Here is a 21,628-nt window from a genome sequence, read left to right as displayed (position 1 = left end):
GCCGGCGCACTTTGCTAACCGGACTGGAGACGCCTTCGCCGCTCGCTGCGACGTTTTGGGCGATTTGACTTGATGGGCAATGTTGCCTGAACGTCTGTTCGGGCCAGGAGGGCGCCCCAGATGGCATTTCGATTTGTTCATACGGCCGATATCCATCTCGATTCGCCGCTGCGCTCGCTTGCGTTGCGCAATCCCGATCTCGCAGAACTTGTAGGGGATGCCAGCCGCCAGGCGTTCACTGCAATCGTGGATCTCTGCCTGGCGGAGCGCGTCGACGCGCTTGTCATTGCCGGAGACCTCTACGACGGCGACCAGACGTCGATGAAGACAGCGCGCTTTGTGGCCACTCAGATGGCCCGCCTGCATCAAGCTGGTGTCAGGGTCTATATGATCCGCGGCAACCATGATGCCATGTCGCGCATCTCGAAGCAGCTCGTGATGCCGGACGCGGTGACCATTTTCGGAGGCCGCGCCCAATTGGTGATTCAGCCCGGCGCGGGAGTGGATGTAGCGTTCCACGGACTGAGCTTCGCCAGTACCAAGGCACCTGAAAGCTTGCTGCCAAAGTATGCCGGCCCGCAGGAAGGGATGGCAAACATAGGCATAATGCACACGAGTCTGGCCGGTGCACCCGGCCATGACGTCTATGCTCCCTGCAGCGTAGCCGATCTGCAGGGGCACGGTTTTGATTATTGGGCGCTTGGTCACATTCACGCCCGCAAGGTGTACCCTGGCGCGCATATGCTCGTTATGCCAGGAACGCCTCAGGGTAGGGACATCAACGAGGCTGGTGAAAAATCAGTCACCCTGGTGACCATTGGCGACGATCGCTCGGTCAATATCGAGGAAAAGCTTTCCAGCGTTGCGCAATTCGAGCGTGTCAGTGTCGACCTGACGGGCATTTCCGATTTGTCCGAGGTCGTCGGCCGCATCCGCTCGGTGCTTGAGCAATCGAGGGAAATGGCAAGATCCCGATATCTCATTGCCCGCCTTCGCCTGGTCGGCGCCTCTCCTCTGTCTTGGGTCATGCTCCGTGACAGGGACTTGATGCTCGCCGAGGCCGCACAGGCGGCTGAGCAGGTCGGTAGCACGTGGATCGAAAAGTTCGAGCTCGATCTCTCTGGTGCCCCTGATATCGGCAAATTGGAAAGCGTTGCCGATCCGACCTTGGAGCTCGCACAGTCCATGCGTGCCAATGCAGTTTCGGAGGTTTTCCGATCCGACGCGCGAGAGTTCGTGTTGAAGACGATTGCGGATCTACCGCCTGAAGCGCGAGGTTTTGTTGGTAAGGACGAAGCGGCGTTGGAATTGTTTCTAAACGACGCGCTTGCACGCGGCATCGACCTGGTCACCGCCAAGCTCAAGGCAGGTTGACGCGATGAGATTGCGACGCCTCGATCTAACCCGCTACGGAAAGTTCACCGACAAGGCGATCGACTTCGGACCTAAACCGGCTTCGGGTCCCGACCTGCACATAGTGTTCGGATTGAACGAGGCCGGTAAATCAACCGCACTTTCCGCGTATCTCGACTTGCTCTTCGGTATCGAAGATCGCAGCCGCTACAACTTCATGCATGAATACAGCTCCATGCGGATCGGCGGGACCTTGGAGTTCGGGGAACAGTCGCAAGCCTTCTCGCGCATCAAAAGTCGCAACAACTCACTGCATGACGACGAGGGCCGGCCGCTGAGCGAGATCGCGATTTCGGCTCATCTCGCTGGCCTGTCCCGTGATGCCTACGGCACCATGTTCTCGCTCGATGACGAGACCCTGGAAGCCGGCGGAAAAGCGATATTGGAATCGCGCGGTGATCTCGGCAAGCTTCTCTTCACCGCCAGCGCTGGCCTGGGTCATGCAACGGACGTTTTGGGCGCACTCGAGGCTGAAGCCGACGGACTCCATCGAAAACAGGCGCAGGCTACCGAAATCGCGCAGCTTAAGAGGCGGTTTGCGGATCTGAAGACACGCAAGGATACGATCGATACCCTGGCATCGACGTTCGAGACGCTTGAGGCGGACCGGGTCGAGGCAGAGGATAAGTACGACCGCAGCTTGGCTGAGCGCTCGGCTTTGTCGGCTCGTCTCGCCACAATGAATCGATATGTACGCGCGGCTCCGATCCTCGCAGAAATCAAGCGCAAGGCGGCACGGTTGGCTGAGCTGCCTAATATCCCGTCGCCACCTCGGACCTGGACCGGCAGCATCGCCGAGATGATCGATCATGACGCCAGGCTGAGAACCCGCCTCTTGGCTAATGCCGATGAGATTGATCGGGCCAACGCAAAGATCGCGGCGATTGTCGTCGACGAACCTGTGCTCGCGATCTCGGAACAGGTGCGGGGTCTGGCCGATCTCAAGGCGCGCTACGCTTCGGCGGGCATGGATCTGCCAACCCGTAAAATGGAAGCTCAGATGCTCGATCAGGTGGCGGCGGGCTGTCTCGCCGCGCTTGGAAGATCGGCTGAACAGGATCCGTCTCGGCTCTTGCTGCCAGCCTTGGTGGTCGGCACCCTTCGCAACATGGTCGAGCAACGCTCCGGGATCACCGAGAGCTTGCGCATGGCCCGCGATGAAGCCGCCGCCGCCGTTGACGGGCTCAACGCTGCGCGCAACCGGATTGGCGAGGAAAGGGGAGTGCCTGAGCCAGCCAGGGCGAGACTGACGGCGGCGCTGTCGGAGGCAAAAGCCAGTTTCTATGCAAGGGAGATAAAAGAGGCTCGCGCATTCGAGGATGACACGCAAAAAAATCTGAACGAGGCAATGCGGCGCCTTCTGCCATGGTCTGGAGACGCCGAGGCCCTCGCCAAAATACCGGTTCCGACCCCTTTGCACGTTGCGGCGTGGAAGACACTTGCGACACAGCAGGGAAGGGAAAAGGCAGTCCTCTCTGAGCGCCTCGCGGAATTCGAGCAAAGCAACACGGCTGTTTCGTCACGACTGGCAGCCATCAGCGCCTCGGTCGAACTGCCCGATGACGAGGCGGCTGCAGCCTCACGACGTGACAGAGATGAAGCCTGGCGAAGCCACAGGAGGGCCCTCGATGCCCAAACGGCAGATGTCTTTGCAGCAGCTTTGGCCAAGGACGATCATGTCAGGGCAACCCGTTTGACCTTAGCCAGCGAACTGGCGGATCTTCGGTCAGTCAAGCAAAAGGCGGCCGAAACCGATGTCGCCATCGAGCGCGCCCGCGGTCAACTCGCGAAACTGGCCGAGCGTGCTGAAATCACGTCTGCTGAAATCAAGGAGGCGGCAAGCGGATTGCTCGGTGACTACCAGGCACACCCGTTCGAACTGCTGATTGAACTGGTCGAGGCGCGCATTTCCGCTCGCGCTGACGCGCTTGCCGCCTGGGACGAGATCATGCGCGCGCGTGCAAGGATCGAACGCGCTGCTGCCGAAGGGGATCGAATATGCTTGGGGCTCGCCGCGGCACTTCAAAGTGTTGGAATGCAGCCTGAACCCAGTGAAGGCCTGGGGCCAATGGTGGTTGCAGCAGATCGCTTCCTCGACAGGCAGGCCAAGGTCGACGCCGAACGAGCCGAGGCGCTCAGGACCCTGGCTGCGAAGGAAGAGGAACTGGCCGGCAGGCGGCTCGCTGTCGAAATGGCCGAGAAACGAGAGGATGCCTGGCAGGCCGAGGTCAAGCAAACGCTCAAGAGCACTTGGCTGGAGGAAGGCATCGCCGGCGCCGGCCTCGGCAGCGTGCTTGATCAGTTGTCAGAACTGTCAAAGGCTCTGCAGGACCGTGAGGCCATGCGTATTCGCATTCGCAAGATGGAGGCGGATAGAGCTGCTTTTGGTGAAGAGATCGCCCGGCTGGTTGCGCGAGGTTCCGAAGGTCGCAGCGATGAGGTTCCGGAACAGCTGAGTATCACGCTTACTGAGCGCCTGGATCAAGCGGAGCGCGCTCGCGACACCCGGATGACCCTACTTACGGATATCCAACGACTGGAGGATGCGCGCGAAGCTCTGGAAGCCGAGCTCGCGGCACACGAGGTCCTAAAGCAGGATGTGTTAAGCGCTTTTAGAGCGACGAGCCTGCCAGAGGTCGTCGAGCGCGACGAGCTGCTGCGAGAGCGGGACCGCCTAAGAGGCAGTCTGGTCGAAACTGAGGAACAACTGTCGGTCGAACTTGCGATGGAGAGCGTTCCGCAGGCGCGCTCGTTGCTCGAAAGCCTGGATCTCGAGGCGCTTGCAATCGAAACGTCCGAAACAGAGCGACGACTCGCCGATCTTGACGGGTTAATGCAGGAGCAGCTCATTCGGCGCGCCCGGGCAACCGACAGGCTTGACGCTGTCGGCGGCGACAGCGCGGTTGCGCGAATTGACGCCGAACGCCGCACCGTCCTTCTGGAGATAGAGGAGAAGGCCGTTCGCTACATAGAGCTGAAACTTGCGGTATTGTCGGCGACGAATGCGCTCAGGGTCTATCGCGAACGCCACCGCTCCGGAATGATGACGCGCGCCTCAGATGCATTCGCACTCATCACCCGCGGACAGTACACCGGCCTTACAACCCAGCCAGTAAAGGGCGGCGAAGTGCTGATCGCCCAACAGCGGGCTGGCCAGTCGAAGGTCGCCGATGCATTGTCGAAAGGTGCGCGATTCCAGCTGTATCTCGCGCTCAGGCTTGCCGGCTATTACGAGTTTGCCAGCCTGAGACCGTCTGTCCCATTTATCGCCGACGACATCATGGAAACGTTTGACCATCTCCGTTCTGAAGAAGTTTTCCGGTTGTTTGGCGAGATGGCCAGTGTGGGCCAGGTTATCTATCTGACGCATCACCAGCACCTGTGCGACATCGCCAAGGCGGTCATTCCCACCGCCGCGATCCACAAGCTTGGATAGTTGACGGCATTGTTGCTGTTGCCCCGTTTGCTCGCATGCATTTTTTCGCCAGAACTTTGGCATGCTGGCCGGCGGGTACGACCGCGACGGGCGACAGCGCGACAGTGACGCCCTACGAAACAGCTTGCGTAGCAGTCTGCCGGGCGACGCGCGGCAGGCTGGGGCAAGTAGCCGCCGCCTCCACGCCAATGAGTGCCACAACGGCATCCAGGAACTCGAGCGGCACGCGCATCCGGCCCTTGCGCAGCGCATTGATCATCGCTTCTACGTGCGCGGCCCTGCCCAGCGTGGCTGTCCCCAGCAGCCATTGGGCCGTGCATCCTTGGACAGTATTAGGGAAATGCTTTTCGCACATGCGGCGCGCTTTCTTTTCATCAAGGACGGCCACGCCGCCGCGCTGCACGGCTATAGCGATCGTAGCGGCTTCGCCATCGTCGAGCGTCTCGCCGTAGGTGCCGTCGATCAGCGCCTCGTAAGTTGTCAGCGCCGAGCCTTCGAGTGCCATGCTTTCGACCAACCCGGCACCGACCAGCATGTCGAGTTGCGCGCCATCGTCGTGGCCGAACCGCGCGCCGACGGCGAGCTCGTGGTAGGAGTTGTCGGGCACGATAACCCGGCGCTGGGTCAGCTCGATAATGCGGTGCGCGTGACCACTCGCGTTGAGGCCGATCACAACGCTCGCGTCTGCGATGAGCACGCTGTTCGGATCAGCGAGGAATGCGGACAAGCTCATCTGCCTCGCTCTCCTCGCGCTCCGCGCCGTCCAGCACCTCTCTTATGCCGTGTAGATCGAGCTGGAGCATCCGTGCGAGCTGGCCTTCGCTGTAGAGCTCCTTCTTCCATGCCTCGCGCACAAGCAGGGCAAGACGCGGCGGCACGAGGCCCCGCGACAGCCCTTTGTAGGACGGGCGCTCAGGTATTTCGCCGAGGACCTGGGCGACATCCTTGTCGCTGATGCCGCCGTTGGAGACGAACCAGTCCCACGTTCCCTTTCGCGCAAGACCCAGCTCTTCGAGGCGCCGGACCATCGCCTCGCGCGAAACCCCGAACGCGTGAGCGAGGAGGATGACGTGGCGGCGGGTCAGGTGCGACTGGCCCGCGGTAATCTCGGCGAAACGCTGGCGGACTTCACGGCCCGACGTCAGGAAACAGCGCTGGAAGATGTTGGCGTAGCGCTCCTCGCGCGACGCAAAACTCTCGTCTTCAGTTAACACTTCAGGCTGACGCCGCGTCGATACGAAATGCGCCGTCTCGTGTGCGCCGCTTTGCGTCAGGCGCTCGTGCGGATGGCTAGCGTTGAGCAGAATGCACGCGCCCGCTCGCTCGTCATAGGCGAACAGGCCCGCGATCTTCCCAGGCAGCCGCCGGACATAAACGCGCACGCCCAACTGAAGGTCAAGGATGGACACGATGTCCGTGACGGGACCCGGACCGAGGCCAAGCCAGTCGCGCAGTTCCTGCGCGTGTTGTTCGGCCTGGGTGTAAAGATCGCCTGGAAGGATCGGGCGTTCAGGAGGGTATCGGCGCTCGCGCCTGATGCCGAGGGCGTCCTCCAGCTCTACTTCGGCCCGTACCAGGTCGTTGAGAAGCCGGGTCGCTTCTTCGACGGTCTCATCCTCGCTTTCTTGCAGTTTGCGGAAACGCGGCACCATGTCGAGATGGACAGCCTCCCGGCGCAGAATGGCGTTGGCCGACGTGCCGTAGGCAGCGGCGAGCTTTTGCAGTTCGCCCATCTGGATGCGCCTTTTGCCCTGTTCGATGGCAACGATCGTCGTACGCGCCGCCCCGATCATCTCGGCGGCGGCGGCCTGCGTGATCTTTCGTCCCTCGCGCGCGAGGCGCAGGCGCTCGCCGATCTCCGCGTCCGACAGCCGCTCGCGCGGTCCAATCATATTCATACCCGCGTCCACTGCCTCAGGAAGGAACGCGCTCCTTTATCCTGCAAAAAGTCATTCCACTCGGCGGCGTGCCGTTCGAGTACAGCCGCCAGCGCGGTTTCCACGACGGTCGCGGACATGTCCAGCGCGGGCCCGACGAGTACGGCATGGCGCCGTAGCACAGATCGGTGAAGCGGCAGAACAAGATCGGCGAGGTGGTCAAGATGCTGCGCGCCCGCTATCGCATATTCCCGCAGGGCACGGCCACGCATGCGGAAGCCAGGCTGCATCGAATCCTCGAAGGTCTCGGCATGCAAATCCCGGCAGGCATAGGCGTTGTCGTCGTCGGTTAGGCCCGCCGCATGGATACTCATCCGCCGAAGCATGCACGCCGCACAGACGCCGCACTGAATAAGTTCGCCATTAAGAGAGCAGTGCCGGGCGTTTTGCCAGCACGAGCGCGTCTCGCGCCAGTCGTCGCTGCCCGACAGTGACGCGTAGGCCTGCAACGTCTCGCCCTTCGTGGACCAGATGCGCGGGAAGACGAAGCGGATCCGGCGCTTCAGGAGCGCCGTCAGGAACCGTTCCATGCGTTTCGTAAAGAGCGGGTGGCTGCGGTAATCGGGGTAGGCTTGCGCTGAAGAGGTGACGAGCGCCGGCCCGAATATGCCCTGTCCGCTTTCCGGCAGGATTATCTCGGAAGCTTCGGCGAGATAGGCGGCAATGCCGCTGATGAGCGCGAACTTGAACCCGCGACTGCGCGCGCTGGTCTCGCCCGAGGCACTTACGTTGTAAGGCACCGCTGCAAACGGAAGCGGCTCGCCCGGTTCCGGGCGCCCGCCTGCCTTTGAGCCGATCCGCACGCGGACCAGTTTGCGACCCAGAGCCTGCGCCGTCAGTCCTGCGACGGCGCGGGAATCCATCCCGTCGCTGAACGCGATGACGGCATCGGTCGTGATGCTAAACTGGAGGCAATCCTGCGGCGGATGCGGCGTTTCTCCGTCCCTCTGGATGAACTCGAACGCCCAGTCATCACCGGTCAGGAAAGAGGCGGCATCCTGTAGGGCGTCATACACCGCACAGTCCATCCACTGCTCAGGCTCCAGCACCGGCACTCGTACCGTGAAATCGCGGCGCCAGCCCAGCTTCGGGCGTGGGAAACCGCGGTCGGCATATTCGACGGACGCCGCGACGATCATGGCGTCGTAGATGACAGGCTCCCACTGCGCGAAGGCATAGGATTCGAGGGCAGCCGTGGAGCAGGTGAAATTCTCACCTAGGTCGAACGTGGATCGGGCGCGGCGCCCCCGCCCGGAAGCGACGACGTCGATGGCGTGCACAGGCACCCGCGCTTTGTAAGCTGCGTCCGTCATAGAGGCGGTCCCTCGTCAAGGCCGGTCTGGCGCGGCAATTCCACCAAGCGCCGCGATGGCGGACGGGCAGGCGCGAGCAGCCCTTGAGCGATACCGTTACAGTCGAGCTTTCCCATCGCCTCATCGAGCCGGGTGCGGACGGTGCGGCTCGCCCGGGCTCCTGCTTCCCGTTGGTAGTGTTCGTCGATGCCGCGCAGAGGCGCGCGCGCCATATCTTCCAGCGCCGCCGTTACCGCGGCCGCCGTGCCGGCTTCGCCGGCCGCGCCTGCGGCCGCCGCTTCCACGGCGCAATCGATCAGGCTGTTGGTGGCGGCGGAACGAGGATGGCGTGCACGAAGCGCTTCGAGTTGGTCGATGCGCATGCCTGGAAACAGCGTGTCGCTGTTCATGATGTCCCGCATGGCAGTGATGGGAGCTTCCAGTATGTCTTTCTTGAGGGCATGTGCGAGCGCGCTGCACACTTGATCGGCGGTGTGGACGAGATTCGCTGCCCATTGGGCGGCGGTTTTCCAGTGGGGACGCATATTGAGGCTGCGGTGAGGACCATCACTCATGGCGATTCTCCATGTCAGGAAATTAAATCATAAATGCTGACAATGTCAAATCCGAGAACCGCGATCATTTCGGTGACCCGAGAACGCCGTCAAATTATGTCCAGAAGTCCGCTGCTGGAGCGGAATATGCAGAATGCTGTCGCAGAGAGTTTCAAATCATGTTGAATATTCCGCGTTAAGGGCGGATAATGACACATGGTTCACGATCAGCGGTCTGCCCTCTCCACGTATGTTGCCGGCCTGCTCTCCGCAGGCCGGGTCGTCTTTACAAATGAAGAAGTCACGCAGGCGTTGGGCGTAGAGCGCGGCGCGTTCCTCGATGCCGCCGAGCGACTCCAGCGCCGCAAGGCGCTTCTCAGCCCCCGGCAGGGTTTCTACATCGCCGTGCCCCCGCAGTTCGCATCGTGGGGTGCACCGCCGCCGCCATGGTACATCGACCCCCTGATGCGCTATGAACGGCAACACTATTACGTGGGGCTGCTCAAGGCGGCGGAGCTTCATGGCGCTACCCACCAAGCCGTGATGGAGTTCCAAGTCGTCACCGCGAAGCGACTGCCCAAGATCAGGGCAGGCCGCAACCTGATCGTCTTCTACTATCGCAAGGACATGGCCGCGGTGATGGCCGGCGTCGAGGAGCGGAAGACGGACACGGGCACGATGAAGATATCCTCGCCCGCGCTCACGGCCCTCGACCTCTTGCGCTATCCGCAGGCGGCGGGCGGCATCGACAATCTCGCGACGGTTCTCACTGACCTCGCCGGAAGGATCGACCCCGCGCAGCTCGCGGCGCTCTCGGACGCCGCCGAGCGGCCGGTGGTGCAGCGGCTTGGCCATTTGCTCGACCGCCTCGGTCACACGGACCGGGCGGAGCCGATGCGCGCCGCGCTGCATGCCCGCGGCGCCGCGGCATGGACTGAGCTCGACCGGCGCGAGGCGCGCGACCCGGATTTCGCGCAGGAGCCGCAGGAGCGCGACGAGCGCTGGCGCGTGATCGTGCGCCGCGTGCCGGAGCTCGACGAATGATCCCGGCGCAGAACATCGTCGCCTGGGGCAATGTCGTTCCCTGGGCGGATCCGCGGCAGATCGAGCAGGACCTCATCATCTGCCGCGCGCTCATCGACATCTTCACGGATGAAGGCCTTCGCGACGCGTTGCGCTTCCGCGGTGGCACCGCTCTCAATAAGCTGCATTTTCCTGCGCCGCTCCGCTACTCGGAAGACATAGATCTCGTCCGGACCTCGTCCGGTCCCATCGGGCCGATATTGGACCGCCTGCGGGTGGTTCTTGAACCGTGGCTCGGCAGGGCGCAATTCGACCAGAGCCCGGTTGCCCCTAAGCTTCGTTTCCGCGTGGATGCGGAGGACGGCAGCGGCGTCCCCATCCGGCTCAAGGTCGAGATCAATACCCGCGAGATCGAGGCTTATGATCCGCCGCAAGCGATGCAGCTGCGTGTCGATAATCCATGGTTCACGGGCGAAGCCGCGATCCCCACCTTTTCCCACGAAGAGATGTTGGCTACGAAACTGCGGGCGCTCTTGCAGCGCGACAAGGGCCGTGACCTCTACGACCTCGCCCATGCGCTGGAGACGTTCGAAGGCCTCGACCTTGATCGTATCGCCGTACTGTTCGGCCGGTATCTTGAGCTGTCAGGCCAGTCCATATCCCGCGCGCAGGCCCAGGAGCGGATGCTCGCGAAGCTCACCAATCCGCGGTTTCTGACAGACATGAAGCCGCTACTTCCTGCTGAAGCAGCCGAACACATGACGGAAGCTGCCACGGCTGACTCGTTCCGTAGGGTGTTCATGATGCTTGTGGACCGCTTGCCGGGTGAGCCGTGGGCACGGCTTTCGGAAATCAAGGAACGGTTCCGCATCGCTTGGTGACGACAGATTTTTGTTCACGGGCGCGGCAAGCTGCCGGCTGTGGCCTGCGATGATGCTGGTCATGTGAGCCGTCTCGATGGCGCCGTCAGTACGCTTAAATGGAACCAGCGCCACCTTGGTCAAAGTTCGCCTTTTGTGCTTCGAAAGTCGCATAAAAAGGCAGTGTGGAACTCAACGGCGGCTCATTGGTTTTGCGGGTTCAGCTCGTGGAAAAGGTCCGTCGGCCTTCCATGAACGCGGGTTTCGGCATCGCCTACCTCGATTTGGTCGATGAACGCCGGACAGGCGAGGCGGAACCGTATCTCGCCCGAGAGCACATTCGCGCGCATGATTTCGACGAACGCGGCTATCTTTTCATCCGCAGTGAGAAACCTGCGTTTGACGGATGCAGTGGTGCTACGCTTGTGGAGCCCCGGGGCGTCTCTATGCGGCAATCCCTCATCGTGAGCCGATGCTATTGTGCAAGTTTCGCAGCACTGCGGGTGGCGATATCGCCTAAGACAGCATGAAGAAGCGTTCCAACTTCCTGTTCGGCGACCCCGGGTGCAATTCCTGATTCGGACAGTTGAACGAGAATTGCCTTGGCGGTGTTGCGCCAGAAGGCGTTCGCGTCCTCCCCGTTCTTGGATTCCAGGATCCGGGCGATCCCTTCGACCAACTTCCGCCGCCGATGCAGCGGAAACGCGCTAATGTTTGAATCACGCATCGATCACCTCACCCCTTCAGTCGCGCGAATAAGCATTGGCGGGTGAGAAAATTGGTTAACAGCGCTTTTGGACAATGGTCAGCAATGGAATAAAGCGTCTACCCAACAAGCCACGAGGTGTGCCGCGTGTTGATGATCGGCGCGTGCTGAACGGCATCTTCTGGGTGCTGCGCTCCGGTGCTCCATGGCGCGACCTGCCTCAGCGCTATGGGCCGCGCACCACCTGTTGCAACCGCTTCGTCCGATGGCGAAAAGCAGGTGTGTGGCTGCGCAGTAACGAGTCTAAGGCCTAAGGTTTGCGGAGCCTCACGCCGGCGCGGCTGCCGTTCTGCGGGATGAACTCGACGCCGGCGGCCTAGAGGGCGATGCGCAAGGCAGCAACGGTTCGCTCTTGTGTGGGGCTCTGTCGGGCCGCGACATCTACTTAATGTCTACTTTAGACAGTCGCCGCGACCATAACTTTTGATAGCAAGTCAGGGTCGCGGGATGCCGAGCCGCTTGAAATACCGAGTTAGGTCCGGGTGCTCGCGATCGTCCTGCCTCAACCGCGTCGTCATCGCCGGCGAGCGCCATAACCAAACCGGGAGCACTTATTCTCGACGGAGCACCGGGCATTCTCTGGTTGTGAAGACGGTGCTTGATCACCTGCCGCCTGAGTGTGTCTTCGCTTACGTTGTAGTCGTGTCTGAACAGATCAATGGCCCTCTGGACCGTGATCGCCTCTGCCCGTGGGATGTAGAGCGGCCGAAGCCGTTCGGCTGTTTCTGGCGCTGTTTTGACAGGGAGCGCATTGGTCATGCGGCCCATCGCGCTTTTCTGCGGCCCGCCGTTTCGCCCGACATCACGGAACGATATCGGCCCCCATATTAGAAACCTATGGACGCTACGGAACCCCACGGCCACGGGATGGCGGCCGATCTTTTGACATCGGAAGTTGCCAATGCCAGGCAGCATCCACCGGACCGAGCTCGCGCTTCAACGCACTGAAGAAATGCTGGCCGAAAATCTCGCGCTGTGCAGCAGGATACGAACTGCGGCGGAGGCCGCAGACCGCTTGATGAAGATCAATCCCCCCAGCTTTGAGGGAGGTCGCGCGGGTTGAACTGGGCCGGCGTTTCATTTTCGCGGCCTTGCGGCACCGTCCCGCAAGAGCCTGCCCTACATCACAGCGTGAGCAAACATCGGACAGAAGCATTCCAACGTTCACCGACCCAGACCGACACGAATCTTCAGTTCAAAGAGCGAGGATTAATGCTGCGGCAAACGAAGGGGGCACGGGGGGTCTTCGCGCGAGCCAGCTACCGCTCAGAAATTTCTCCAAATATTCCGACCTCCTGATGGAACCCATTCGTTGCGGGCGAGTTGCGGCTCATTGGTCGGACTTCCCGAACATGACAACGAGCAACAAAGCAGACCATCAGTCTGTCTCCGAAGCGTTTCGGAAACTGATCCGTTCCGAAGGCTATCGTCATCACGTACAAACGTTCTTAAATCTGGAGGTCGAACCAGAACTGCCGCCAACCCTACAGTCATTACTTGCGGCTATTGATCGGGCCAAACAGGGCCCGACGGAAGAAGGTCCCTAGCCGCTGGCTGAGCGTCAGGTCAAAGAATATAGAAGCTCGCTTCGTGGCTTCTCCCCCTGATTCCCACTCAGAAGTAATCAAACATTCTGCTTGATTTTTCTCGACAGAGGATCATGAATGTTCCCTTGGGTTCTCGCTGAGGTGGGAGGCCTTGTATGAACGTTTGGACGAACTGCCGACCCGACAAAGTGACTGCCAAACACCTTGTTCACGAGCTGATCCTACAAGCCCGTCGCGGCCAAATCATCTCCGTCAAAGAGACTATCGCAGCGGTGCGCCGAGACGGGCCACATCTGGCGGAAACTGACTGCGAGCTGGTGGAGCTTATTGTCAATGTTGCCCCAGCCTTTGGCCTGTTCGTCGGGTTCGATCTTCGCGAATAGCCTCATGGCAACCCATTGGTTCTCGCCTGCGGTGTACGTCAGGACAGACCGACCTGGGATTGTGGGAGAAAGGCGGCTCGAGGCGCGTCAATAGGATCGAGGAGGAGCATGAGGGTCTTCGCGAGCTGGTGTCCGATCCCCACCACAGAAATTCTACAAAGATTCCTGACTGTCGCGGCCTAGCACCGTACAATTGTACGATTCGTACATGGCGTTGATGTCCGTCAGGAAGTGAGTAGATTCCCCTTCGGCGTGTCCCTGGGGAGGGCTGGATGAGCGTCGCGCAAAGGGTCGGTCCGCTTCTAGAGCAAGCAATCACTGTACTCCTCAACAGGGCGGACCGTCGCGACACGGTCTCGATAAAAGCGGCACTACGCGAAGCGCGGGAGACTGCGCCTTATTTGGTGGCCTCCGATGAAGAACTGACCGAGGCGATCGTCGAGGCAGCAACTGCCATGGGCCTCTGCGTGGCTTTCGACGGTGGCGAGTAGCTGTCAGCCAACTCCAGTCACTGTGGCATCGCAACAAAGCGCGCCGTCCTGCGCATTTTCAACAGTTAGAGGTAATCCGCAATTACCTTCGCAAGCTGCTAAATCTGCCTGTAGAACGGGAACTGGGCTGAGCAAAGGTATTTGCTGGAGGAACTTGATAAGGTCGACAAAGAGTGACCGCATGGCCCTCCACTGGTTCAACCCTCCGGTCCCCGTCAAGACCGAGCGTCCCGGGATCATCCGCGACGTCAACAACGCCGAGACAGCCGGCGAGGAGCTGATGAAGTGGACCAGGCGTGGCCCTTGCTGGGACCTCGCGGTGCGCATTTGCATGGCCGTGATATTCGACGAGATGGAACCTGAGGAGGCTCGTAAGGCATTCCTGGCTGCTGCAAAAGAGGAGGGGACATTACTCCCCCCAATGACAACCAGCTAACTTGAATTGCGGTAAAGGTTCTCTGACCAACACCGCCTTCGCGAAAGGAGCCCGCCGCCAGTGAGGGAGAGGCGACGGACCCCCCCACAGCGGCTGCACATCCACGAAGAATCCCGCTGCCACCTCTAAACCCGTGAGGGCCTACATCGTTCCCTTAGCTGCGGCTAAAGCGGGGTTGGTCGGCGGGCTCTTGCCGCTCTAAGTTCCCCCTTATGGGTCCTCTCTGGTTCTCTCCACCGGTCTACGTGAAGACGAAACGTCCGGGCATTCGCATGGGGCCAGCCACGTCGAGGGAGCCGCCGAGGAGCTCATGGGGTGGGACACAAACGGCCCGAAGTGGACCAAGGCGGTCCAATCCTGCGTCGACGCGTTCGAGGGCAGGGTGTCCCCGCAAGAGGTCCGTGAAGCCTTTGAGGCGGCTGCCAGGGAGGCCAACGTGTATCTCTCCCCTGAGTAGGAGGTATCATGGCGCCCATCTTGAGCAGCTCAACATGTGGACCCGGCGAGGGCCTCGCTGGCACAAGGCGGTGATCCTCTGCCTGTCAGCCTTGGAGGGCGATTCGATTGACCCGCACATAATACGAAAGGCCTTTGAGGCTGCCGCTAAGGAGGCCAACGTGTATCTCTCCCCTGAGTAGGAGGTGTCGTGGCAACCCATTGGTTCTCCCCTCCGGTGTACGTCAAGACCGACCGACCTGGGTCACCTACGGGTGCAACAACGTCGAGGGTGCCGCCGAGGAACTCATGAAGTGGGCCAAGATGGGACCTAAGTGGAGGAAGGCTGTGCAACTGTGCGCCGACAAGAGGTCCGTCAGGCTTTCGAGGCTGCTGCCAAGGAGGAGGGGGGGTTCCGTGAGTAGCAGGCCGGTGCCCATGGCTATGTTGGGACGGCCCGCTAGGCTGTCCGAATGCTGACCAAGTCCGCGCTGCTCGAAATAGACCCGGATACGAGAGCATTCACTCTGGTCGCCGCATTTATGGGCCATTTTGCACTTCTTGAAACTGGCATCGGAGCTTGCTCTGGGCGAGGTACTTGGCGTCTATGGGGCACCTCGAGGTAAGGGGACCGGAACCGGAATGTCAGGCTTCTAAAGCCGATGGCAGAAACCGGATACGGATGTCGAAAGGCCGACCGCCTCGTGTTCGACCTCGACCCCGATGAAGGCCTCGATTTTGAGGCCGTCCGCGCCGCTGCCTTTCAGTTCCGCGCTATCCTTGAATCGCTGGGGCGGGGTCGCGCTGACCAATCCTTGCCCAATCTGTAGCGTCCGACGCGGGAAGAGGCAGTAAAGCCGGGATTTAAACGGCAACGCGGCGCTCATGGCCTTGCCTGATTGGAACCTGCGGAGATCGGCCTCGTTTGGCTGAAGCCATGGCAAAAATCAATCCGAGGACCGTCGCCAGTCTTTTGAGGGAATACGCGCAACGGGCGTCCATGCGCGGCGACAATCCCTATCGCACAAGGGCATACTTGCGCGCGGCAGACAGTCTGACGGGGCTGTCGCAGCCGCTTGATCGGATCATCGCCGCCGGCGCCCTCACCAAGATCCCGGGGATCGGTGAAGCGATCGCAGACATCGTGACCAAGCTTTACCAAACCGGCACGCACCCAAGCCTTGAGAAGCTGCGCGAGGATGTTCCAGCGGGCGTGATGGAGCTGTTTGCCATACCCGGGCTTCGTCCCGATAAGATACTGAAGCTTCATCAGGCGCTCGGCGTGAACTCGCTGGCGGAGCTCGAGGCCGCAGCAAGAGAAGACCGCATACGCCCAGTCAAAGGCCTCGGCGCCGCGCTTCAGACAAAGCTGCTGCAAAACCTGGCCATCGTGCGAAGCGGCGAAACGCAACTTCACCTGCACAAGGCCGCCGCTCTTCTCCACCATGCGGTCATATCGGTAAAGCAACAGCATCCAGAGTTTTCGCGCGTGGAAATTGCAGGTGACTTCCGACGCGGTTGCGAGCTCGTTTCCGACTTCGCCCTGGTAGCACAGGCCAGAAAGTCGACTGGAATCGAGGATACGACCCTCAGGCTTGTTGTCACGGACAGGAAGCACTTTGGCGCGAGCCTGCTCGAAGCAACCGGTTCGGCAGACCACCTTGAGCAACTGAAGACGTTCGCGGCCGACAAGGGATTCACCCTAAACGCCGACGGGCTTCATCGCGGGAGAAAGCTAATCGCGTCAGCGACAGAAGAAGAAATCTACCAAGCTCTAGACTTGCAGTTTATCGAGCCTGAATTGCGCGAAGGCAGGGACGAGATTGAGCGAGCGGCAAAGCAGAAGCTACCCGCCCTCATTCGGGATGAAGATCTGCATGGCATCCTGCATTCTCACACGACCGCATCCGATGGCACCGAAACGCTTGAGGCAATGGCTGAAGCCACGCGTAGGCGCGGTTTCGAATACTATGGTGTCGCCGATCATTCGCAGTCCGCTCACTACGCAGGCGGCCTTTCGTTGCAGGAGATTGCTGAACAGCACCGCGAAGCTGACCGGCTGAACAAGGCATACAATGGAAAATTTCGCATACTGAAGGGCATCGAGGCGGACATCCTGGCGGATGGCTCGCTCGATTACCCGAATCATATTTTGGAGCAGTTCGATTTCGTCGTCGCGAGCGTGCACAGCCGCTTCAAGTTGCCCAAGAAGGAACAGACGGAGCGTATCATTGCGGCGATCGGAAATCCTCGGACGACAATCATCGGGCACATGACCGGTCGCCAGCTGTTGCGCCGCCCCGGTTATGATCTCGACGTCGACAAAGTCCTCAAAGCGTGTGCGAAACACGGGGTCGCTGTCGAAATCAACGCACATCCTTGGCGCCTCGACCTCGATTGGCGCTGGCATCAAAAGGCACTCGGTCAGGGCTGCATCTTCAGCATCAATCCGGACGCTCATTCGATCCGCGAGCTCGACCACATGCATTGGGGTGTCGAGATGGCGCGCAAGGGCGGTGTCCCTGCGAAGCGGGTCCTGAACGCGATGCGTTTGACCGCCCTCCTTGCGCATCTCGCTCGGCGCAGGCAAACGTCCTAACCTGCTTGTGCGCCCAGCCTATCAGCGCAGGAGTCCGTCCTTCTCAAAATCTTCCCAGCCGCGCAAACTGGAGTGCGAGTTCTCATCGTGGCCATAGCCAGCTGAAGCTGCAGTTCCGCGACCGCTTCTTTGAGCACGTTTCATAGCGGCCTTCCCCGCGGCTCGCCGCCTATTCTCTGCAGCTGTCGCTGCGTCCTGTTCGCGCCAGACCGTAACCAGGTCGCGGTCAAGCACATCCTCCACGTGCTGCGGGTCGAACACGTGAAAGGTGATGTTCCTTGCCCGCCCGCGGAGTTTCACCGTTTTCGTCCCGGCGCTCTGCAAGCGACCATCTTTCAGCCAGCGGTGCCGTTCGGCCGTCGAGATCGTCAGTATGTCCTCGATTTCACGGGGAATTACGGGCAGGTCTTCGATATTCTGCAGTGCTTTGGATACGATCCCGAATAGCACCTGCACATCATTCTCGGCGCCCTCCGAGAGGCGCAGGGTAAGCACGCGCGACTCGATATGGAGCAGTTTCCTGAACTGCGTTGGAAGGCGAGCGCGTATTTCGAGAAAAATACCCCTCGCTCTGACGGACGATCCAAACGTTGCAGCCGGGGTTAAAGGCCACTCTCCAATCAGCTTCGCTGTTGCATTGATTTTTCGGCGCGTGGACATGCCCTTTATATAGGTTACCGATTGTCGGCAACGATGAGCCGATCGCAAAGCTAACATGAGTTCTAATCCGCCAGCGGTCTGAACCACGATGCCCTAAAGGCGCAACCACGATTATCAGCGGGGCCGCTCAACTTCGGCTAACAGGAAGCGGCAGAGTTGATCTCAAAGTGCGATATCAGGCGCGTTGCCGCCTGGCGGCTTTTTGGAGGCCACAGCCTGACCGTCCGTGATTGGGAGCCACATGGCTAAAGCGGCTGTTCCGCTATTGAGCCTCAACATCCGTTTTAGGGACCCACCCCGTCGAGTTCAATCGCGAATCCCGCATCGATCGCGCTTTGTATAATGAGATCGCCAAGTTGCCAGTCCGTGAGTTCGCACAGCGGAAGCATTCTCCTCACGATGTGGCTAACCTCCGATATCGAAATGCTAGGGCTGCCGATGTTGTCGATCAGGTAACAGATAATCGCCTGGCGAACGTCTGAGAAGGTGGGCGTCTGCGTGAGCGCAGGCATATATGGCCTACGAATGGAGCCGTGGTTCTAGACCATCGGCCGTTTTTGCATCGAAAGCGACGGGCACCCCGTGAATGATGGATGCCGCCGCCAATAGCTCCTCCAACTCGCGGTCGGTGGCCCTGCATGCGGGCATGAGTGTTCGGATGGCGCGGATTGCCTGTGCTATCGAAAGGAAGTGGGCCTTGCCTCTGGAGAGAACATAGGCTTCGGCGGCTCTTTCAACCGTGACTGTGTCAAAAGTGGTGGTCATCGAGAATTCCTCCCTGAACCCTGACCCACACGATTTACGGCACGAATTCGGTAGCTTGCAAGGGTTTGTCTGATTTAGGACACTTGGGCGGAGGCTAGGCCGAAGTGACTTTGCTCCTCCTCCCCGTAAGCACCATGCGTGAGTCGTGTCATTCCAACGCGGTCGATAATCGTGATCTCGCCGCGCTTGGCGTGAACCAGCCCCCGATATTCAAGCATTTGGAGGGCCGTGGTAACGCCGGGGCGCTGGGCACCAAGCATTGTCGCCAGGAATTCATGCGTCAGGTAGATCTTATTTCCTTCGACGCGGTCTTGGACCATCAGCAACCAGCGGGCCAACCGCTCCTCGATTTTGGAGTGGCCGTTGACCAGTGCCGTCCGGGACGACTGGATGAGGAACGCGTGGGCATAGCGAAGCAGTGACTCGCGAAGGGATTGGCTCTCCGCAATCGCAGAGCGAAGAGCTTCAACCGGGAGGATCCAGCCATTACCTGCGACTTGGATATAGGTTTCATTGGGCGACTTGTCCTGGCCGAGAATAACGGCAACTCCTGTCATGCCGTCGTGGCCGACGATGCCGACCTCGCTTTTGCGCCCTCCGGTCATCGTAGCGACCACCGACGCGATGCCCATCTCTGGAAAATACACACGCTCGATCGGCTGATAAGAGACTTCCAGCTGGTCTTTGATGTTGAGTTCGACGTGATGCAGTGACGCCCTCAAAAGCGCGAAATCCTCCGAGGAGAGGGTTTTCAATACATGGTTGCGAAGAAGGGATTGGGGCATGGCTCTCTCTCCCTGCGGGCAAGAGCACGTACCTCTTACTGTCGGCTGCGTCCGACGCGCTGGCGGCCGATGTGGGAAGCATAGGCTTCAAATGTGCGGTTGGCAAAGAGTCCGTGCCTGGCGAAAGGCTCGGGGAATGTCGGCTTGAGTCCCGTAGGTGGTGGGCGCTTCTTATGACTTATGAGGCCGGTCACGAATGTCCGGAACCGGCCTAAGCAGATCGGCAGGTTTCGAGCATCGAGTTGGCAAAAGCAGTCGTTCAGCTCACGTGATGAGTTTCGGGCGCCGTCGCCTTGCGCTTACCGACATTGTGCTTCACCCGTTCCGGCCCTCTTCTTAAGCGCAGTAACTTTGAAACAAATCCTGCCGGCAGGCGTTCCAGCATGGCGGGCGGCGTCGCCGGAGGACCCAATGCCCGACGAATACAATGACATCGTCATCCCCCAAGACCACGATGCATCGCCACTTCGGGAGGAGGAGTATTTCGTCCTCTGCCCGGCGTGCGGCCAAGCGTTCGACATCAGGTGTATGGCAGAGGCGCTTCATCACAACGAGCTAGGCCACGAGCCATACGACCTCGACTCGTAGTCGGCAGTGATCGACGACCGTCGACGAGCGTTTGGAGATGTCCCTTCACCGCCTCTATGCGAGCCGGGTCGAGACCAGCACCGAGGGTAAGCTCTCGCTCACCTGGCCGGTCGCGTTGCCGACCGATCGGCCTGACGAATCCCTGTCGCGAGGGCGGATCTTCGCCGGCACGCTATGTCTTGACGATACCTTGCGGGCTTTCAGCAACGACTTGATGCCGTTGTGGTCGTCGTCGATGCGGCCGCGGCCGACCGGAAAGCTTCGACAAGGTATGCACCGCATGCGACAGTTGTTGTTCATCCAGGGCGACGGCGCCTACTCCACCGCAACCATGTCGCCCAGTTCTGTCACGACGCTTCCGAAGCAGACCTGCTCCCGGCATCGGGTGCCGGGACCAACATGTGATCTCCATAATGCGTAAGAGCCGGAGGCCCATCGCCGGCGACAAGGCGCTCATTGCAGAGAAAGGTTAACGATCGATCGGATGCCCGCGTTGCCTTCACGCGCAATGTTGCTGGGCGCCTCCTTCGACAGCGCGCACATGCGACACGTCCTGGCCGCGCGCGCCGCCTGTTGCCGAGAGCGACGATCGCGAATGCGCGAACGGCTGGACGGCAGGTGAAGCGGGGTCGCGATAGGCGCACATCGGACTTGCTTCACCGGTAGTCCGAAGACGCCAGCGACGCTATCTGACCGAAAGCAAACAGAAGCTAGGCGTGCCCCACTGAAAGCACAAGCAAGCGCAAACGTTCCTGGACTGATGCTCGGCTGGCGGCAACTTGCTCGCTAGCCGAGTTTATCTCAGCCGGTGGTCGGGGGAGACCAGCCAGCCACACGCTGGTGATTCCAACCCGAGCCGATGTGCCAATCAGCAACCTTCGTCGGTCTTTTTCACCTGGCCCGGCGCGGCGGTATTGGCTGTCGTGTCCTGCTGACCTGGCGCAGCCTGCTGAGCGCTGCCAGTCTGCTGGCCGGGCGCGCAGTCTCTGGCCGAGTTCTGATTTGTGGTGCCGCTGGTGGTGGTCGTGTCGGTGCCCTGATCGCCGGACATGTTGGTCCCGCTGTTCGTCGTGCCGGTGCCCTGATCCGTCGTGCTGGGCATGGTCGTCGTGGTCGAGGTGCCGCTCGTCGAGGTTCCGCTCGAAGTTCCGCTGGTCGTCTGGGCAAAGGAAAGCCCGGCCGACACCGCCAGCACGGCCGAAACCAAAAGGATGCGTTTCATCTTCTTTCTCCTGTCTGAATGCGCGGGATGCGCCTGGCCAAATCGAACAGGCAGACAGAAGGAGTGTTCCCCGATGAAGTTCAACTTTTGTAACTCTGGTCGTAGATCAGCCTTAGGATGGCGGGCGTATATTAGAAACCTCTTGAAGAAGACACTGCCCGCACCAGAATCCATGGCATGGCTCGGGGAATAGGCATTGGTGACCAGGTGGCGATTACTGCCACGGTTCGAAGGCGGATAACAGAGGACCGCGTAAGCGTCTCGATCCCAGGTTACGACTTCCCACATTCCATCATCGATCACACCAAGGTGAACCGAGGCCAGCAAATCGACCGGAAAGGCGAGGTCACGCGCATCGACGAGGACACCGTGACGATCGACCTCGGGCCGCTGGTCACGGTCGACCGTGACAAGGTCCGGCTAATGGAGAAATATC

The 21,628-nt window shown here is 60.5% G+C and carries 23 protein-coding genes and 1 pseudogene; 14 read left to right on the top strand and 10 right to left on the bottom strand.

What is annotated here, in order from left to right; all coding sequences use genetic code 11:
• The first annotated feature begins 120 nt into the window (after positions 1-120).
• A complete protein-coding gene (locus tag NKI67_RS29975) occupies positions 121-1,374 on the top strand; it encodes a metallophosphoesterase family protein (protein ID WP_352648396.1) in 1,254 nt (417 codons plus the stop codon).
• Positions 1,375-1,378: 4 nt separating this feature from the next.
• Complete coding sequence (locus tag NKI67_RS29970) at positions 1,379-4,849, top strand: ATP-binding protein (RefSeq protein ID WP_352648394.1); 3,471 nt, start codon at positions 1,379-1,381, stop codon at positions 4,847-4,849.
• 112 nt (positions 4,850-4,961) lie between these two features.
• On the opposite strand, the gene NKI67_RS29965 is transcribed toward NKI67_RS29970, so the two are convergent.
• From NKI67_RS29965 to NKI67_RS29950, 4 genes are read right to left on the bottom strand one after another with little or no spacing between them, the layout of a single operon-like run.
• Complete coding sequence (locus NKI67_RS29965; RefSeq protein ID WP_352648392.1) at positions 4,962-5,576, bottom strand: PIN domain-containing protein; 615 nt, start codon at positions 5,574-5,576, stop codon at positions 4,962-4,964.
• Positions 5,557-6,741 (bottom strand): helix-turn-helix domain-containing protein, encoded by a 1,185-nt coding sequence (locus NKI67_RS29960; protein ID WP_352648390.1) that lies wholly within the window; start codon positions 6,739-6,741, stop codon positions 5,557-5,559. The genes NKI67_RS29965 and NKI67_RS29960 overlap by 20 nt, the downstream gene beginning before the upstream one ends.
• 2 nt (positions 6,742-6,743) lie before the next feature.
• Entirely contained in the window at positions 6,744-8,099 is a 1,356-nt protein-coding gene (locus tag NKI67_RS29955; RefSeq protein WP_352648387.1) for a 7-cyano-7-deazaguanine synthase, read from the bottom strand.
• Entirely contained in the window at positions 8,096-8,653 is a 558-nt protein-coding gene (locus tag NKI67_RS29950) for a hypothetical protein (RefSeq protein WP_352648385.1), read from the bottom strand. Before NKI67_RS29950 ends, NKI67_RS29955 begins: the two co-directional genes overlap by 4 nt.
• Positions 8,654-8,848: 195 nt before the next feature.
• Between NKI67_RS29950 and NKI67_RS29945 the strand changes: the two genes are divergently transcribed.
• The gene (locus NKI67_RS29945; protein ID WP_352648382.1) at positions 8,849-9,676 is read left to right on the top strand and encodes a type IV toxin-antitoxin system AbiEi family antitoxin domain-containing protein; all 828 of its coding nucleotides are present in this window, start codon (positions 8,849-8,851) and stop codon (positions 9,674-9,676) included.
• Positions 9,673-10,536 (top strand): nucleotidyl transferase AbiEii/AbiGii toxin family protein, encoded by an 864-nt coding sequence (locus tag NKI67_RS29940; protein WP_352648380.1) that lies wholly within the window; start codon positions 9,673-9,675, stop codon positions 10,534-10,536. Before NKI67_RS29945 ends, NKI67_RS29940 begins: the two co-directional genes overlap by 4 nt.
• A 454-nt stretch (positions 10,537-10,990) precedes the next feature.
• On the opposite strand, the gene NKI67_RS29935 is transcribed toward NKI67_RS29940, so the two are convergent.
• The gene (locus NKI67_RS29935; protein ID WP_352648378.1) at positions 10,991-11,242 is read right to left on the bottom strand and encodes a DUF6074 family protein; all 252 of its coding nucleotides are present in this window, start codon (positions 11,240-11,242) and stop codon (positions 10,991-10,993) included.
• A 74-nt stretch (positions 11,243-11,316) separates the two neighbouring features.
• Between NKI67_RS29935 and NKI67_RS29930 the strand changes: the two are divergent.
• The 8 genes and pseudogenes from NKI67_RS29930 to NKI67_RS29895 form a co-directional block, all read left to right on the top strand.
• A pseudogene (locus tag NKI67_RS29930) lies at positions 11,317-11,514 on the top strand (transposase); the annotation flags it as partial.
• A gap of 668 nt (positions 11,515-12,182) precedes the next feature.
• Positions 12,183-12,344: a hypothetical protein gene (locus NKI67_RS29925; RefSeq protein WP_352648376.1), complete on the top strand. Its 162-nt coding sequence runs from the start codon at positions 12,183-12,185 to the stop codon at positions 12,342-12,344.
• Between the two features lie 639 nt (positions 12,345-12,983).
• Entirely contained in the window at positions 12,984-13,211 is a 228-nt protein-coding gene (locus tag NKI67_RS29920) for a hypothetical protein (protein WP_352458909.1), read from the top strand.
• Positions 13,212-13,483: 272 nt separating this feature from the next.
• A complete protein-coding gene (locus tag NKI67_RS29915; RefSeq protein ID WP_352495871.1) occupies positions 13,484-13,702 on the top strand; it encodes a hypothetical protein in 219 nt (72 codons plus the stop codon).
• Positions 13,703-13,883: 181 nt separating this feature from the next.
• A complete protein-coding gene (locus NKI67_RS29910; RefSeq protein ID WP_352495872.1) occupies positions 13,884-14,138 on the top strand; it encodes a DUF982 domain-containing protein in 255 nt (84 codons plus the stop codon).
• 310 nt (positions 14,139-14,448) lie between these two features.
• Positions 14,449-14,595 (top strand): DUF982 domain-containing protein, encoded by a 147-nt coding sequence (locus NKI67_RS29905; RefSeq protein ID WP_352648373.1) that lies wholly within the window; start codon positions 14,449-14,451, stop codon positions 14,593-14,595.
• 640 nt (positions 14,596-15,235) lie between these two features.
• Positions 15,236-15,403 carry a non-homologous end-joining DNA ligase LigD gene (ligD, locus tag NKI67_RS29900; RefSeq protein ID WP_352648371.1) on the top strand — a complete coding sequence of 56 codons (168 nt, stop codon included), beginning with the start codon at positions 15,236-15,238 and terminating at the stop codon, positions 15,401-15,403.
• A gap of 107 nt (positions 15,404-15,510) precedes the next feature.
• Positions 15,511-17,172: a DNA polymerase/3'-5' exonuclease PolX gene (locus NKI67_RS29895; protein WP_352648429.1), complete on the top strand. Its 1,662-nt coding sequence runs from the start codon at positions 15,511-15,513 to the stop codon at positions 17,170-17,172.
• Positions 17,173-17,193: 21 nt separating this feature from the next.
• Here the strand turns inward: NKI67_RS29895 and NKI67_RS29890 are convergent, their stop codons facing one another.
• The 3 genes from NKI67_RS29890 to NKI67_RS29880 form a co-directional block, all read right to left on the bottom strand.
• On the bottom strand, positions 17,194-17,832 hold the full coding sequence (locus NKI67_RS29890) for a hypothetical protein (protein ID WP_352648369.1): 639 nt from the start codon (positions 17,830-17,832) through the stop codon (positions 17,194-17,196).
• Between the two features lie 519 nt (positions 17,833-18,351).
• On the bottom strand, positions 18,352-18,597 hold the full coding sequence (locus tag NKI67_RS29885) for a hypothetical protein (RefSeq protein WP_352648366.1): 246 nt from the start codon (positions 18,595-18,597) through the stop codon (positions 18,352-18,354).
• 74 nt (positions 18,598-18,671) lie between these two features.
• Positions 18,672-19,382, bottom strand: coding sequence for a Crp/Fnr family transcriptional regulator (locus NKI67_RS29880; RefSeq protein ID WP_352648365.1), 711 nt, complete (start codon positions 19,380-19,382; stop codon positions 18,672-18,674).
• Between the two features lie 411 nt (positions 19,383-19,793).
• Between NKI67_RS29880 and NKI67_RS29875 the strand changes: the two genes are divergently transcribed.
• Positions 19,794-19,970, top strand: coding sequence for a hypothetical protein (locus NKI67_RS29875; RefSeq protein WP_352495879.1), 177 nt, complete (start codon positions 19,794-19,796; stop codon positions 19,968-19,970).
• A 54-nt stretch (positions 19,971-20,024) separates the two neighbouring features.
• Here the strand turns inward: NKI67_RS29875 and NKI67_RS29870 are convergent, their stop codons facing one another.
• Together NKI67_RS29870 and NKI67_RS29865 are read right to left on the bottom strand one after the other, a co-directional pair.
• Positions 20,025-20,270, bottom strand: coding sequence for a hypothetical protein (locus tag NKI67_RS29870; protein ID WP_352648362.1), 246 nt, complete (start codon positions 20,268-20,270; stop codon positions 20,025-20,027).
• A 568-nt stretch (positions 20,271-20,838) separates the two neighbouring features.
• Positions 20,839-21,192 carry a hypothetical protein gene (locus NKI67_RS29865; protein ID WP_352648361.1) on the bottom strand — a complete coding sequence of 118 codons (354 nt, stop codon included), beginning with the start codon at positions 21,190-21,192 and terminating at the stop codon, positions 20,839-20,841.
• 177 nt (positions 21,193-21,369) lie between these two features.
• Here NKI67_RS29865 and NKI67_RS29860 point away from each other — a divergent pair.
• Positions 21,370-21,628: hypothetical protein (locus tag NKI67_RS29860; protein ID WP_352648359.1), on the top strand; the 259-nt coding region annotated here is incomplete at its 3' end.

It is taken from the genome of Mesorhizobium sp. M0408, assembly GCF_040321495.1.
GTDB lineage: Bacteria > Pseudomonadota > Alphaproteobacteria > Rhizobiales > Rhizobiaceae > Mesorhizobium.
The sequence above is the reverse complement of the archived record's forward strand: the minus strand, read 5'-3'. Positions and strand labels throughout refer to the sequence as shown.

Bases quoted from the DNA above. Each gene is read 5' to 3' on its own strand.
- NKI67_RS29975 (WP_352648396.1), top strand. From the start codon at position 121: ATGGCATTTCGATTTGTTCATACGGCCGATATCCATCTCGATTCGCCG.
- NKI67_RS29970 (WP_352648394.1), top strand. From the start codon at position 1,379: ATGAGATTGCGACGCCTCGATCTAACCCGCTACGGAAAGTTCACCGAC.
- NKI67_RS29960 (WP_352648390.1), bottom strand. From the start codon at position 6,741: ATGATTGGACCGCGCGAGCGGCTGTCGGACGCGGAGATCGGCGAGCGC.
- NKI67_RS29955 (WP_352648387.1), bottom strand. From the start codon at position 8,099: ATGACGGACGCAGCTTACAAAGCGCGGGTGCCTGTGCACGCCATCGAC.
- NKI67_RS29950 (WP_352648385.1), bottom strand. From the start codon at position 8,653: ATGAGTGATGGTCCTCACCGCAGCCTCAATATGCGTCCCCACTGGAAA.
- NKI67_RS29945 (WP_352648382.1), top strand. From the start codon at position 8,849: ATGGTTCACGATCAGCGGTCTGCCCTCTCCACGTATGTTGCCGGCCTG.
- NKI67_RS29940 (WP_352648380.1), top strand. From the start codon at position 9,673: ATGATCCCGGCGCAGAACATCGTCGCCTGGGGCAATGTCGTTCCCTGG.
- NKI67_RS29935 (WP_352648378.1), bottom strand. From the start codon at position 11,242: ATGCGTGATTCAAACATTAGCGCGTTTCCGCTGCATCGGCGGCGGAAG.
- NKI67_RS29925 (WP_352648376.1), top strand. From the start codon at position 12,183: ATGCCAGGCAGCATCCACCGGACCGAGCTCGCGCTTCAACGCACTGAA.
- NKI67_RS29920 (WP_352458909.1), top strand. From the start codon at position 12,984: ATGAACGTTTGGACGAACTGCCGACCCGACAAAGTGACTGCCAAACAC.
- NKI67_RS29915 (WP_352495871.1), top strand. From the start codon at position 13,484: ATGAGCGTCGCGCAAAGGGTCGGTCCGCTTCTAGAGCAAGCAATCACT.
- NKI67_RS29910 (WP_352495872.1), top strand. From the start codon at position 13,884: ATGGCCCTCCACTGGTTCAACCCTCCGGTCCCCGTCAAGACCGAGCGT.
- NKI67_RS29905 (WP_352648373.1), top strand. From the start codon at position 14,449: ATGGGGTGGGACACAAACGGCCCGAAGTGGACCAAGGCGGTCCAATCC.
- ligD (WP_352648371.1), top strand. From the start codon at position 15,236: ATGGCAGAAACCGGATACGGATGTCGAAAGGCCGACCGCCTCGTGTTC.
- NKI67_RS29895 (WP_352648429.1), top strand. From the start codon at position 15,511: ATGGCAAAAATCAATCCGAGGACCGTCGCCAGTCTTTTGAGGGAATAC.
- NKI67_RS29890 (WP_352648369.1), bottom strand. From the start codon at position 17,832: ATGTCCACGCGCCGAAAAATCAATGCAACAGCGAAGCTGATTGGAGAG.
- NKI67_RS29885 (WP_352648366.1), bottom strand. From the start codon at position 18,597: ATGACCACCACTTTTGACACAGTCACGGTTGAAAGAGCCGCCGAAGCC.
- NKI67_RS29880 (WP_352648365.1), bottom strand. From the start codon at position 19,382: ATGCCCCAATCCCTTCTTCGCAACCATGTATTGAAAACCCTCTCCTCG.
- NKI67_RS29875 (WP_352495879.1), top strand. From the start codon at position 19,794: ATGCCCGACGAATACAATGACATCGTCATCCCCCAAGACCACGATGCA.
- NKI67_RS29870 (WP_352648362.1), bottom strand. From the start codon at position 20,270: ATGAACAACAACTGTCGCATGCGGTGCATACCTTGTCGAAGCTTTCCG.
- NKI67_RS29865 (WP_352648361.1), bottom strand. From the start codon at position 21,192: ATGAAACGCATCCTTTTGGTTTCGGCCGTGCTGGCGGTGTCGGCCGGG.